This is a genomic window from Ruegeria sp. HKCCA6837 (genome assembly GCF_013034475.1).
GTDB lineage: Bacteria > Pseudomonadota > Alphaproteobacteria > Rhodobacterales > Rhodobacteraceae > Ruegeria.
In genome coordinates this window covers 1-12999 of the sequence record NZ_WQGD01000037.1, presented here as the reverse complement: position 1 = coordinate 12999, position 12999 = coordinate 1, and the positions used below count along the sequence as shown (strand labels likewise).

Genomic DNA, 12999 nt, shown 5'->3' with positions numbered 1-12999 from the left:
GCTGGCCAGCCGAGACACCTTCAAGCTGACTCGCGCCGCCGCTCTTAGCGAGTGGCGTCAACTTTGTTCCGGATAGGTTCGCGGTTTCCGCGGCAAACTGAGACTGCTTCGAATTCGTCTGACAGCACCGCATTGAGCCCAACCTGCTCGTTCGTCAAGTTGCAGCGAATGGCCGATTCTAGTCGCCGTCGACACCTGCAGACCGCATCGACAGGATTTGTGAACGGCTACGCCAATCATGACGAGGAGCACGCCGAGGACATCCACAGCGCTCGGAACCTGACGCAGGCCCGTCGCGACGATGATCGTGGCGGTCGCTGGCAGATGAGCCAGAAGGAACGCGAAGCTGGCACGTGGCAAGCGGGCCATCGCGAGCTGATCGCAGACATAGGAGATTAACGAGGAACAGATGCCGACGCCGATCCCGGCCAGTACCAGCGAGGGCGCACCAAAATCGTCGAGGGCTTGCGGTAAACCTATGAGCACCACAAATATAAAGGCCGCTGTCAAGACAGCGGCAAGGCGCTCCACACCGCCCGACGCGCCACCTTCGGAAATCTTGTGGCCGAAGATGATGTAGAGAACGAAAAGCGAGCCGTTCAGCACCGCCCAGAACAGGCCAAGAAGATCAGAAATGAGATCAGGTCCATCTGCTGCCAGTAGCGACGGCGCGTCAATCAGGAGGGCTACGCCGATGATTGCGAAGGCAAAGGCTAGATAGTTGCGCCCAGTACGTACGCCCAAAAGAGCAATAACGATGGTACTGACGAATTCGATGGCTGCAACGAGCGCAATCGGTAGCCGGTCGAAGCCCATCTTTCTTCCCAAGCCTGGGAAGAGGTCAGAGAAATCCGCAAAAAACGATCTTGGTAAACTTTCCAGGTTCGGTCAATTACATGCTTCATCTGGAGCATTTTTTTGACGGAGTCACATTCGCTAGGCTGGGCGAGCAAGAAAACGACTGGCGAAAGCGTAGACACAAATTACTTGAGAGAACGCGGGACAAATCGCCTGTGACTGCCACTCTGGCGGGGTGAGTAACACTCAATTCAACATCTCCCCAATTTGGCCGACTCTCAACGTTCCGCCTTTAGCAACCTCAACATAGACACCCATGTCCGTATGACCCATCAACTTCCGAATTAGATAGGGTATCTTCAGGTCCCGCTTAGCCGTTTCCGGGTTTACTTCAGTGGCTGCACACCTTTTCGTACGTGAGAGTATCTTTAACTCAACATCGCCAAATCTAAAAACTGATCCAGCTTCATCCAACTCAGAAAACGGGGGTAAACCGTCCATCTCGATATTCGCCCGGAAGCGCGCTGGGTGGACTTCCGCGTTCAGTTTTTCACCTAACTTTTCCACAGACGCCAGATTTAGAACGGATATCGCGTTCATCATTTTAGGTGACACGACAGATACATCTGTAAACCGATGCGGAGCGGACGAAACGAAATTTGGTGGTTCGGGGTCTTTTAGGTCGATCTCCGAAGACAGGAAACTCACCGCATTCATCCGATCTTCTGGTGCTTGCATATTAAAGCTGCGTGTTTTGCCGCTCGCTTTGATCTCAAGATATTGGGTCTCAACATTAAAATTTGTCTTAACGCCTGCAAGCGCAGCTTCATTCAACAAAACAACAAAGCGATCTTTCGGGAGCGGTTGCGGGTTCTGCACGTCGAAACCGGAGTTGTATCGAGCAAATCCGAACAGACGGTCACCTGGAATGCCATCTCCTGCACGCAGCGTTACAGTTTGCATGGGCTCGGCGCTCAAGCCTTTTATTGGGTAGCGGTTCAATCTGACGATAGAGAGAGTTTTCATACGTTTGCACCTGACCAAACGAGTTATGCACGATCCCGAGTGGTGCGTGCTGTTTGAAGCTATCTCCAATTCTCCTAGGTATCGACTAAATAATCTGTGAGTGCTTCAGCAGTGGGTTCGCTAAACGTGTTGGTACCATGATGGCCGCCAAAGTGGGCCTCGCCAGTTTTTGTCGATATGGCAATTTAAAACCTTACTGCTGAAAATAGATGCACATCAAAGAAAACAAACAATTTTTATTAAAATCATAGGTTAAGACAACAAGTTCAACGAACTTCCCTGCTCATTTGAGGTACGAACCTCAAATATTTCTGGACTTGAGGTGCGTACCTCAAATAGCTTTGGAAGTATGCCGCGATTCGCACATCCTCGATTGACGGCGCAAAAAGGGAGGAATGGATGACTTACACAAAACTGGCTTCGGCCAGCGCAATAGTCCTTGCCGCTACTACTCTTTCTACCAAGGCAAATGCTGAAGATCTGACGCTATGTTGGGCTGCATGGGACCCGGCCAACGCGCTTGTCGAACTATCCAAAGAATTCGAAGCAGAATCCGGCCACACGATGAACTTCGAATTTGTTCCGTGGCCAAATTTTGCGGACCGTATGCTGAACGAGCTGAACTCTGGGGGTAAGCTCTGCGACCTACTGATCGGTGACAGCCAATGGATCGGCGGCGGCGCTGAGAATGGTCATTACGTCCAGCTGAACGACTTCTTCGATGCTGAAGGCATCAGCATGGACGATTTCGCACCGGCCACTGTTTACGCTTACTCGACCTGGCCCAAAGGTACACCAAACTACTACGCGCTGCCTGCGATGGGCGATGCAAACGGCTGGTTCTATCGCAAGGACTGGTTCGAAAATCCCGAAATCCAAGCTGCGTACAAGGAGGCGACTGGTCAGGACCTACGTGAACCTCAGTCTCAGAAAGAGTTGTTGCAGATCGCCCAGTTCTTTCAGGGTCGTGAAATCGACGGCAAGACTGTCTACGGTGCAGCAATCTTTACCGAACGCGGCTCAGAAGGGATCACCATGGGTGTGACCGGAGCGCTGTATCCATGGGGTTTCAAATACGAAAACACCCCTGGCTCATATGACATGGAAGGTGCTGTAAACTCACCGGAAGCTGTTGAAGCTCTAGAATTTTACAAGGAATTCTACAAAACGGCGACACCTCCGGGATATACCAACTCTTACATGGGTGAGAGCCTGGATGCCTTTAAGTCCGGTCAGGTCGCCATGGCGATGAACTGGTTTGCGTTCTTCCCAGGTCTCTATGCCGACCCCAATACCGGCGGTGACAAGATCGACTTCTTTGTAAACCCACCACAAAATCAGGCAGGTTCAACGCTTGGCGGACAAGGCATTTCTGTTGTCAGCTACTCTGACAAACAGGACGCCGCCCTTGAATACATCAAGTGGTTCGCACAGCCAGAAGTGCAGGCCAAATGGTGGGAGCTAGGCGGCTACTCGGCACACAACTCCGTGCTGGAAGATCCTGGTTTCGTGGACAGCCAACCGTTTGCCGGTGACTTCCTTGAAGCAATGGCTGGAGTTCAGGATTTCTGGCAAGAGCCTGCCTACGCGGAACTCCTGCTGGCCATGCAGAAACGCATCCACGACTACGTGGTTGCTGATCAAGGTACAGCTCAAGAAGCGCTTGATCTTCTGATCGAAGATTGGACGGAAGTCTTCGAAGACGAAGGCAAGCTGTAGTCCGGACAAAGGCAGGAGCGGGTGCTATCCCGCTCCAACTTCACCCGTGAGTCCTAAACCAACAAGAACTGGCAAAGAGATGTCTGACAGGACCGTAGATCGCGTTGCGCAGGCAACGCCCGAGCGAGTTGCGCGAAAAATACGAGGTTTATCCGATCGCGCGATCGCCTGGATATTCATCTCCCCAACGATATTCCTATTGCTGGCGATCAACATCTTTCCGTTGATCTGGACCATCCAACTGAGCTTTACCAACTACAAGGCCAACCGGATCGGGCGCGAAGTCAAAGATGTCGGGCTCAGGAATTACGAGCGTATTCTGACAGACTCGGACACCTGGCTAAATATGCAGGCGACGGCGCACTTCCTGTTCTGGACGATCTTTTTCCAGGTCTTGATCGGGTTTACTCTGGCCTGGTTGATCAACAAGAAATTCAAGGGCAACGATCTTTGGACAACGATCATCGTGCTGCCGATGATGCTGTCTCCTGCAGTCGTCGGGAACTTCTGGAAGTTCCTGTATCAACCTCAAATCGGGCTGTTTAACTACATCGTGTCCTGGTTTACAGGCAAAGACCCATCGAGCTTTGAAATGCTGGGATCCGTCAATCTGGCCCCTTGGGCGATCGTGATTGTCGACACCTGGATGTGGACCCCCTTCGTGATGCTAATCTGTCTGGCCGGGCTGCGCAGCATTCCCGATTACATCTACGAGGCGGCTGAGATCGACAGGGCCAGCAAGCTGCGGCAGTTCTTCACAATCACCATTCCGATGGTGCTACCGTTCCTGATGCTCGCGGTGCTGTTTCGAGGAATCGAGAACTTCAAGATGTTCGATCTGGTGGTTCAGCTAACCGGCGGGGGGCCGGGGTCTGTTACGGAACTCACTTCGATCAACCTGAAACGCGAAGCCTTTGAGAAATGGCGTACGGGCTATGCGTCAGCCTATGCGATCATCCTTTTCGTCACCGTGTTCGGCCTTGCGTCGATCTACGTCAAAGCCCTGAACAAGGTGAAACAGAGATGAGCAGTTTTTCCGTCACTGAACCTTCAAACCGGGCCAAGTGGATCGCCGGTTTTCTGGTCATCATTTATGCGTTGATAACGATGATCCCTCTGGTTTGGATTTTACTGACTGGCTTTAAGTCACCTGCCGATGCGATCAGCTACCCGCCCAAAGTGGTCTTTGACCCAACGCTTGAAGGCTACGTCAATCTCTTCACCACGCGCACGCGGCAGACGCAGGAGTTTTTGGAAGCGAACCCGCCGCAGAACTGGGCCGATGAGATCGTGCGCCAATACGACATGGTGATCGTCGGGCCATCCAAGTTTGGCGAGCGCTTTATGAATTCGGTTATCATCGGATTTGGCTCGACGTTCTTGAGTATCTTCCTTGGTACGCTGGCCGCCTATGCGTTCAGCAGGTTCAAGGTCCCACTCAAGGACGACCTTCTGTTCTTCATTCTTAGTACCAGGATGATGCCCCCGGTTGCTGTCGCCATCCCAATCTTTCTAATGTTCAGAAACCTTGGGCTGAGCGACACGCATCTGGGGATGATCCTGTTGTATACGGGCGTGAATATTTCCTTGGCGGTCTGGTTGCTAAAAGGCTTCATTGACGAAATCCCAAGAGAGTACGAAGAAGCCGCGCTCATAGATGGCTACACACGGTTTCAGGCGTTTTACAAAGTAGTGCTGCCGCAAGCCGCGACCGGCATAGCCTCAACAGCTATCTTTTGCTTGATCTTCGCCTGGAATGAGTACGCGTTTGCCGTGCTGCTGACATCCGCGAACGCGCAGACCGCACCACCGTTCATCCCAACCATTATCGGTATTGGCGGCCTGGATTGGCCTGCTGTGGCGGCAGGTGCCACGATCTTCCTGATCCCTGTCATGATATTCACCATCCTGATGCGCAAACATTTGCTGCGTGGGATCACATTCGGAGCCGTACGCAAATGAGCGGGTTTCTTAACGGATTGTTGCGATTTCGCCGCGGCCCATGGGAGATGGTCGCAACCATCCTTATTGCGCTGGGTGTCTTTATGCTGATGCAGCCCTTTGTCCTTTGGGCCTTCACCTACTCTTTCATCGTCACGTTGATCGGAACCGTCATGTTCATCATCGTCAGCCATTTCCCGGAGTAGAAATGGCCCAGATCGTAGTCAAAAACGTAAAGAAGATGTTCGGCGACTTCACGGCTGTCCGCGAAAGCTCGTTCACGATTGAGGACGGTGAGTTTTTCATGTTGCTAGGGCCATCTGGCTGCGGAAAGACGACAACACTGCGGATGATCGCCGGCTTGGAACTTCCAACGTCAGGTGAAATCTACCTAGACGGTGAAGAGATAAGCCAGCGGCCCCCATCAGAGCGAGACATTGCATTCGTGTTCCAGATGTTTGCGCTGTATCCTCACATGAACGTTCGCAAAAATATCAGCTATCCCCTGATATCGCAGGGCATGCCGCGTGCTGCTGTCAAAGCCAAAGTAGAGGAAGTCGCGGGAATTCTGGGGATCAACGACATCCTCGATAGCCCGGTAGGTGGGCTTTCAGGCGGTGACAGGCAGCGCGTGGCACTGGGGCGCGCGATTGTTCGCGAACCCAAGGCGTTCATGATGGACGAACCTCTTGGTGCCTTGGATGCCGAGTTTCGTGAGCACATGGCCGAAGAACTACGCGCACTTCATGATCGCATGGGCGCAACCACTGTTTACGTCACACACGATCAGTTGGAAGCCATGCAAATGGGCGACAAGATCGTTGTGATGAACAACGCCGTGATCGAACAATTCGGCACTCCTCAAGAAATCTACGACAAACCAGCTACGATGTTCGTTGCGGACTTTATCGGGTCTCCTTCGATGAACTTCCTACCGTTTCAAGGAAAGGTCGAGCCTGGCTCGGAAATGGTACGACTGAATGGCCATGACGAAGCCGTGCCCAAACTGATGGAAGATGCGGAAGGTGACTTGGTTTTCGGCGTTCGTCCGGAGCATGTTTTTTTATCGGATGCGAGTACCTACCGAGCCAAGGTCCTGGCCGCAGAATATTTAGGAACCACCCAGATCGTGACGCTGCAAAGCCCGAACGGAGAGCTGAAAGCTCGAATTGATGCACGCGAAGTTGTTAATCCCGGCGAGACGGTGGGATTGGAGTTCCGCTCCACTGCAGTAACCCTGTTTGAAAAGTCTACCGGGCGTGCTTTGAGGTCCGCTCTGAACGACGAGGTACTAAACAATGGCTGAAGTCGCGTTGGAGAATATCTCGAAGTCATTTGGCAACGTCAAAGCGGTAGATGATATCTCAATGATGATCCCCAACGGCGCCTTTGTGGTGTTGTTGGGCCCGACTGGAGCGGGAAAAACAACGACGCTGAGATTGATATCCGGGCTTGAGAAACTGGATTCAGGAACGGTGCGTATTGCCGGGCGTGACGTTGGACTATATACACCTGCCCAGCGCGATGTGGCGATGGTCTTCCAGCAATACTCGCTGTACCCGCATATGACGGTGCGTGAGAACCTATCTTTCCCGCTGCGGTCGCCGATCCTGAAGACGCCAGAGGATGAGATCGCTAGAAAGGTCAACGAAGTCTCGGAGATCCTCCAGATCCCGCACAAGCTGGACAACAAAGCCACCGAACTGTCTGGCGGCGAAATGCAGCGTGTGTCGATCGGACGGGCGCTGGTGCGTGATCCCCAGATCTTCCTGATGGACGAACCGCTCAGTTCTTTGGACGCCAAGCTTCGGGCGGATTTGCGCGTCGAGCTGAAAAGGATTCAGGCCGATCTGGGGTCGACCTTACTGTACGTGACGCATGATCAGGTCGAAGCCATGACAATGGCGACGCATATCGGCGTTTTGGAAAACGGCAGGCTGGTTCAATACGGAACACCCCGGGACATCTATGAAAACCCGGGCAGTGTTTACGTCGCCAGCCGGTTGGGACTGCCACGGATCAACATCCTGCCGTCCGAGTTGTTCGGAGGCGATCACAAAGGCCCGCAGATCGGCCTGCGCCCGGAAAACATCATCGAAGGCGAAGGCAGCGAGGCGCGGGTGATACGTGCCGAACATCTGGGCGATCAAACACGGCTACACTTGGACTTACACGGTCACCCGGTTGTGACCCTGATTGATGTCCATCAGGACTACCCATCTGGAAAGACTATAAAAATCCGCCCCCACAACCCGTTGTATTTTGACGCGTCCGGCGCGCGCGTGAATTAAGGAGCAAAAGCATGGCCCAGTTCCTCAACACAAAAGAAACCCTGGTAACAGAGGCCATAGACGGCCTTCTGGCTTCCTCTGGCGGGCAGCTAACCCGGCTGGACGGCTATCCACATATCAAGGTTGTTTACCGGTCGGATTGGGACAAGTCGAAGGTCGCCCTGATATCCGGTGGAGGGTCTGGTCACGAACCGGCCCACGCAGGGTTTGTTGGTACCGGTATGCTGACGGCCGCGGTCTGCGGAGAAGTGTTCGCCTCGCCTTCGGTCGAGGCGGTTTTGGCGGGCATTCTTGCGGTTACGGGTGAAGCTGGGTGCTTGCTTATCGTCAAGAATTACACCGGTGATCGATTGAACTTTGGACTGGCAGCTGAACGCGCCCGTGCATTGGGCCGCAAAGTAGAGATGGTTGTTGTTGATGATGACATCGCCCTGCCCGACCTTCCGCAACCGCGTGGCGTCGCGGGTACGTTGTTCGTTCACAAAATCGCCGGAGCGCTAGCTGAAGGTGGTGCCGATCTGGACACCGTTACCAAAGCAGCAAGAAGTACCATAGCAAAGGTTGTCAGCATCGGAATGAGTTTGGACACCTGCACCGTTCCCGGCTCTCCAAAAGAAGACCGGATTGCCCCTGGCAAAGCGGAGCTTGGCTTGGGCATCCATGGCGAACCTGGTGTACAGCAAGTCGAGTTCTCAAATGCTGTATCGGCTATGTCCACAGTAGTGGAGAAGCTGAAGCAACGGGTGGGGTCCGGGCATTGTGTGGCGTTGGTCAACAACCTCGGCTCTACAACTCCGCTGGAAATGGCTGTCCTCACACACGCCTTGTCCGAGACTGGTATTGCCCATCATATTATTGGCCCCGCGCCAATGATGACATCGCTGGATATGCACGGGTTTTCCGTTTCTATTCTGCCTGTAGATCAGGACGATTTATCTGCGCTTGAAGCACCTGTTGATCTGGCCGCATGGCCGGGGATCAATTCCATGAACCCGATTAATGTGGCATCATTGCCTGATGGCCTGACCCCTATCGATCCAATTCCTTCGAACAATCCCACCACAAGGGAAACGATCACCCGGCTGTCTGAATTGCTCATCAACGCCGAGAAGAACCTCAACCAACTGGACGCGAAATCTGGGGATGGCGATACAGGAAGCACATTGGCGACTGCCGCAAGAGCATTGCAAGGAAGTCTTGACCGCATGCCGCTTGCCGATTTGACACAACTGTTTCCAGCGTTAGGCAATGAGTTAAGCCAGACAATGGGTGGTTCTTCCGGCGTGATACTCGCAATTTTCTTCAACGCAGCTGGAGATGCCTGTGCGAGCGGGGCTTCGGTATCGAAGTCTCTGGTCGAAGGTCTGAATCGCGTCAGCCAGGTTGGGGGTGCCAAGGTCGGTGACAGGACAATGATTGACGCTCTGGCACCGGCGCTTGCGGCACTGCCATCTGGTCTGACGCATGCGGCCGAGGCTGCCCGCGAAGGCGCGAACAACACCGCGAATATTCGTCGTGCGAAGGCAGGCCGCGCGGCCTATGTTCCCGAAGAAAACCTAGTTGGACATAACGATCCCGGCGCCGAGGCTGTTGCTTTGTTGTTTGAAGGCTTGGCACGGGAGATTGAGGGCTGAAGAACACGTGGAAGACCAAAAACAAAAACTAGAATTGGTGAAAAAGCCAACCGTAAACGACCTCGCGCGCGTCGCCGGTGTAAGTCTGGCGACTGTTGACCGGGTCTTGAACAGACGTCCCGGCGTGCGGGCCGTAACCGTACAGAAAGTGCAAAAGGCAATTGATGAGCTGGGATATGTTCGCGATACCGCTGCGGCCAACCTTGCACGAAACCGAGTTTACAACTTCCTCTTTGTTCTGCCGGACACGGACAACGAGTTTGTAGAGGCAATCAGCAGTCAGATCGCAGAACAATCCCGTGACCAATTTATCGAGCGGACTCGTATTGCGATAAAGAAAGTGGCTCCGTTTGAGCCGCAAGATATCGTCAACATTCTGGATGCTGTCGACAGTTTGGATGTAGACGGAGTCGCAGTTTTCGGGCCCGAAACGCCTTCTGTCCGGGATGCTATAAAAAGGCTCAGGGACAAAGGCGTTCCGGTGGTCGCCTTGGTGTCTGACTTGCCCAGTTCTGAGCGAGACCACTTTGTGGGAATCGACAACGTTTCGGCAGGACGAACCGCCGCTCAGCTGATGGGACGATTTGTGCATCGCGACGGCAAGGTCTTGGTTCTTACAGGCTCTCGTTTGGCGCGTGACCACCTCGAGCGTCGTCAAGGCTTTGATATTGTTGTGGCCGAGGAATTTCCGCACCTCCAAGTCGTAGCGTCTGTCGAGGGTCGGGATGACCCGGATCTGATTTACAAGATGATGCCCGAAATCTTTCAAACCTATCCGGATCTGGTCGGAATATACTCGTCAGCAGCGGGTAATGCAGGCCTGATTCAATTTCTTTCAGAGAACAAGCTCAGCAAAGACCTGGTGATTATAGCTCATGAGCTTACTCCACTCAGTCGTGAGGCGCTTAGGCTTGGCACATTTGACGCCTTAATCTCGCAAGACACTGGGCACATTGTTCGTTCGGCCGTTCGCCTGTTGCGTGCGACTTCGGACAAAGTCCCGTTCAACAAAGCTCAGGAACGTATCCGTATCGATATCTATCTAAAGGAAAATTTACCGCCATAGAGGCTTAGGTTTTGGGGAGGAAATTTATGAAAACGATCAAAGGCCCAGCTTTGTTTCTTGCACAGTTTACGGGGGACGAAGCGCCGTTCAATTCGTGGGACGCGATCACAAAATGGGCGGCTGATTGTGGATACAATGGCGTTCAGGTTCCCAGTTGGGATGGCCGGTTGTTCGACCTCGAACAGGCCGCATCCAGCGCTGGTTATTGCGATGACTTCAAAGGCAAGGCCAAGGAAAATGGTGTCGAAGTCACGGAACTTTCAACACACCTTCAGGGCCAGCTTGTGGCCGTTCACCCAGCCTTTGACAGTGCGTTTGATGGCTTTGCGGTCGAAAGCGTCCGGGGGAACCCGAAAGCCCGACAAGAATGGGCCGTGGACCAGGTCAAAAAAGCGCTATCCGCTTCGAAAAATTTGGGCATTTCGGCACATGCGACATTCTCAGGCGCGCTGGCGTGGCCATATGTCTATCCTTGGCCGCAGCGCCCTGCCGGCTTGATTGAAACGGCATTTGATGAGCTTGCGCGCCGTTGGGTGCCCATCCTGAATCACGCCGATGAATGCGGTGTCGATGTCTGCTACGAAATCCACCCCGGAGAGGACCTCCACGATGGTGTTACCTACGAGATGTTTCTCGAGCGGACAGGCAATCACCCACGGGCCTGCATGCTATACGACCCGTCGCATTACGTGCTGCAATGCCTCGACTATCTGGACAATATCGACATCTACAAAGATCGGATCCGGATGTTCCATGTCAAAGATGCCGAGTTCAATCCAACCGGCCGGCAGGGTGTTTATTCCGGGTATCAAAGCTGGGTAGATCGGGCCGGGAGGTTCCGCTCACTGGGCGATGGTCAGGTGGATTTCGGGGCTGTGTTCTCAAAAATGGCCGCGAATGACTTTGATGGCTGGGCTGTGGTCGAATGGGAGTGCTGTCTCAAACACCCCGAAGATGGAGCGCGCGAGGGCGCTCAGTTTGTGTCAGATCACATCATCCGTGTGACCGAGAAAGCTTTTGATGATTTTGCTGATGGTGGCGCAGACGAAGCCGCCAATCGTAAAATGCTGGGGATTGAGTGATGGTCACAGGACGCAGTGAAGAAACCTCGGGTCGTATTCGCCTTGGCATGGTTGGTGGCGGAAACGACGCCTTCATAGGCGGCGTTCATCGCATAGCCGCGCGACTGGACGACAAGTTCGAGCTGGTAGCCGGTGCTTTGTCTTCAACGCCAGAGAAATCTCTTGAAAGTGGGCAAGCATTGGGGCTTGAACGGGTCTATGAAGACTTCAAACAAATGGCAATCAGGGAAGCCCGGCTGAAATCTGGGATCGAGGCCGTCTCAATTGTCACGCCAAATAACGTTCACTATGCAGCTGCGCGTGAGTTCCTGAAACGCGGTATTCACGTCATTTGTGACAAGCCACTCACCTCGACATTTGCCGATGCAAAGAAGCTGGTCAAAGCAGCAGTAAGCGCGAATGCTCTATTCATTTTGACCCACAATTACACTGGCTATCCAATGGTTCGGCAGGCGCGTGAAATGGTTGCCAACGGCGATATTGGCAAGATCCGCGTAGTTCAGGTTGAGTACCCGCAGGATTGGCTGACCGAGCAGCAGGATTTCAAACAGGCGGAGTGGCGAACCGATCCAGAACGCTCGGGCGCGGGTGGATCAACCGGTGACATCGGAACCCATGCTTACAACCTCGCATGCTTTGTAACCGGGCTTAATGCGGAAAGCCTGGCGGCAGACTTGCAGGCCTTTGTGCCGGGGCGCAAAGTCGATGACAATGCGCACGTCTTGCTTCGCTTCGAAGGCGGAGCGCGTGGTATGCTGTGGTCTTCTCAGGTGGCCCCCGGCAATGAAAACGCACTTCGTTTGCGCGTCTATGGCGAAAAAGGTGGGTTGGAGTGGTCTCAGGAAGATCCCAATTACCTGTGGTTCACGCCCTACAACGAACCCAAGCGTCTGATCACACGAAATGGAGCTGGAGCTGGTGGCGCTGCCAATCGGTTGAGCAGGGTCCCTCCGGGCCATCCCGAGGGGTATCTTGAAGGTTTCGCCAATATCTATGGAGAGGCTGCTGAGGCGATCCAGGCTTTCCGAAATGGGATTTCAACCGACGCGTCCGTTGTTTATCCAACGGTTCATGACGGGCTTAGTGGCGTAAAATTTGTTGCCGCGTGCGTGCAAAGCTCTTCAAGGAATGCAGCTTGGGTCAGCTTAACGTAAAATCTGGTTGTTGGCATAAGGCAGAAATATTGGGAGGCATCGAGCGTATCTGCAAAAAACCGAAGCGCGCGCAACCTATAGGTGCACGCTCCGGTACAACGAACCGCGAACGTCTTTGAAGAGGTTTTTTGTGATCCGAAGAACCAATCGACTTCCATCCGAGTCTACTAGATGGGAATGTCCGCTTTGTGCGCGCAGCAAACGTTGAATGAATTCTGCCGAACGTCTGCAGCGAGCCCAAAGCGACCCTGAGAAATAACGCATATCATCGCCCGAGGTGAAAGTAGT

At 53.5% G+C, this 12999-nt stretch carries 12 protein-coding genes; 10 read left to right on the top strand and 2 right to left on the bottom strand.

Going from position 1 to position 12999, the window contains the following annotated elements; all coding sequences use genetic code 11:
- Nucleotides 1-57: 57 nt before the first annotated feature.
- Both GOV91_RS22050 and GOV91_RS22045 read right to left on the bottom strand, forming a co-directional pair.
- Nucleotides 58-816 carry a DMT family transporter gene (locus GOV91_RS22050; RefSeq protein WP_254440765.1) on the bottom strand — a complete coding sequence of 253 codons (759 nt, stop codon included), beginning with the start codon at nucleotides 814-816 and terminating at the stop codon, nucleotides 58-60.
- A gap of 228 nt (nucleotides 817-1044) precedes the next feature.
- Nucleotides 1045-1824, bottom strand: coding sequence for an MOSC domain-containing protein (locus GOV91_RS22045; RefSeq protein WP_171237077.1), 780 nt, complete (start codon nucleotides 1822-1824; stop codon nucleotides 1045-1047).
- 399 nt (nucleotides 1825-2223) lie between these two features.
- Between GOV91_RS22045 and GOV91_RS22040 the strand changes: the two genes are divergently transcribed.
- The 10 genes from GOV91_RS22040 to GOV91_RS21995 all read left to right on the top strand — a co-directional run bounded on the left by GOV91_RS22040 (nucleotide 2224) and on the right by GOV91_RS21995 (nucleotide 12711).
- Nucleotides 2224-3543 carry an ABC transporter substrate-binding protein gene (locus GOV91_RS22040; RefSeq protein WP_171186543.1) on the top strand — a complete coding sequence of 440 codons (1320 nt, stop codon included), beginning with the start codon at nucleotides 2224-2226 and terminating at the stop codon, nucleotides 3541-3543.
- 79 nt (nucleotides 3544-3622) lie between these two features.
- Nucleotides 3623-4570, top strand: coding sequence for a carbohydrate ABC transporter permease (locus GOV91_RS22035; RefSeq protein ID WP_171237076.1), 948 nt, complete (start codon nucleotides 3623-3625; stop codon nucleotides 4568-4570).
- Entirely contained in the window at nucleotides 4567-5505 is a 939-nt protein-coding gene (locus tag GOV91_RS22030) for a carbohydrate ABC transporter permease (RefSeq protein WP_171237075.1), read from the top strand. Before GOV91_RS22035 ends, GOV91_RS22030 begins: the two co-directional genes overlap by 4 nt.
- Nucleotides 5502-5690 carry a hypothetical protein gene (locus GOV91_RS22025; RefSeq protein WP_171180476.1) on the top strand — a complete coding sequence of 63 codons (189 nt, stop codon included), beginning with the start codon at nucleotides 5502-5504 and terminating at the stop codon, nucleotides 5688-5690. The genes GOV91_RS22030 and GOV91_RS22025 overlap by 4 nt, the downstream gene beginning before the upstream one ends.
- A 2-nt stretch (nucleotides 5691-5692) precedes the next feature.
- A complete protein-coding gene (locus tag GOV91_RS22020; RefSeq protein WP_171237074.1) occupies nucleotides 5693-6790 on the top strand; it encodes an ABC transporter ATP-binding protein in 1098 nt (365 codons plus the stop codon).
- Nucleotides 6783-7775, top strand: a complete 993-nt coding sequence (locus GOV91_RS22015) for an ABC transporter ATP-binding protein (RefSeq protein WP_171237073.1) — start codon at nucleotides 6783-6785, stop codon at nucleotides 7773-7775. Before GOV91_RS22020 ends, GOV91_RS22015 begins: the two co-directional genes overlap by 8 nt.
- 11 nt (nucleotides 7776-7786) lie before the next feature.
- Nucleotides 7787-9409 (top strand): dihydroxyacetone kinase subunit DhaK, encoded by a 1623-nt coding sequence (locus GOV91_RS22010; protein WP_171237072.1) that lies wholly within the window; start codon nucleotides 7787-7789, stop codon nucleotides 9407-9409.
- Between the two features lie 7 nt (nucleotides 9410-9416).
- Complete coding sequence (locus GOV91_RS22005; RefSeq protein ID WP_171237071.1) at nucleotides 9417-10475, top strand: LacI family DNA-binding transcriptional regulator; 1059 nt, start codon at nucleotides 9417-9419, stop codon at nucleotides 10473-10475.
- Between the two features lie 26 nt (nucleotides 10476-10501).
- Nucleotides 10502-11557 (top strand): sugar phosphate isomerase/epimerase, encoded by a 1056-nt coding sequence (locus GOV91_RS22000; RefSeq protein WP_171237070.1) that lies wholly within the window; start codon nucleotides 10502-10504, stop codon nucleotides 11555-11557.
- The gene (locus GOV91_RS21995; protein ID WP_171237069.1) at nucleotides 11557-12711 is read left to right on the top strand and encodes a Gfo/Idh/MocA family protein; all 1155 of its coding nucleotides are present in this window, start codon (nucleotides 11557-11559) and stop codon (nucleotides 12709-12711) included. The genes GOV91_RS22000 and GOV91_RS21995 overlap by 1 nt, the downstream gene beginning before the upstream one ends.
- Nucleotides 12712-12999: the final 288 nt, after the last annotated feature.

Coding starts and splice junctions, on each gene's coding strand:
- GOV91_RS22050 (WP_254440765.1), bottom strand. CDS start 816: ATGGGCTTCGACCGGCTACCGATTGCGCTCGTTGCAGCCATCGAATTC.
- GOV91_RS22045 (WP_171237077.1), bottom strand. CDS start 1,824: ATGAAAACTCTCTCTATCGTCAGATTGAACCGCTACCCAATAAAAGGC.
- GOV91_RS22040 (WP_171186543.1), top strand. CDS start 2,224: ATGACTTACACAAAACTGGCTTCGGCCAGCGCAATAGTCCTTGCCGCT.
- GOV91_RS22035 (WP_171237076.1), top strand. CDS start 3,623: ATGTCTGACAGGACCGTAGATCGCGTTGCGCAGGCAACGCCCGAGCGA.
- GOV91_RS22030 (WP_171237075.1), top strand. CDS start 4,567: ATGAGCAGTTTTTCCGTCACTGAACCTTCAAACCGGGCCAAGTGGATC.
- GOV91_RS22025 (WP_171180476.1), top strand. CDS start 5,502: ATGAGCGGGTTTCTTAACGGATTGTTGCGATTTCGCCGCGGCCCATGG.
- GOV91_RS22020 (WP_171237074.1), top strand. CDS start 5,693: ATGGCCCAGATCGTAGTCAAAAACGTAAAGAAGATGTTCGGCGACTTC.
- GOV91_RS22015 (WP_171237073.1), top strand. CDS start 6,783: ATGGCTGAAGTCGCGTTGGAGAATATCTCGAAGTCATTTGGCAACGTC.
- GOV91_RS22010 (WP_171237072.1), top strand. CDS start 7,787: ATGGCCCAGTTCCTCAACACAAAAGAAACCCTGGTAACAGAGGCCATA.
- GOV91_RS22000 (WP_171237070.1), top strand. CDS start 10,502: ATGAAAACGATCAAAGGCCCAGCTTTGTTTCTTGCACAGTTTACGGGG.
- GOV91_RS21995 (WP_171237069.1), top strand. CDS start 11,557: ATGGTCACAGGACGCAGTGAAGAAACCTCGGGTCGTATTCGCCTTGGC.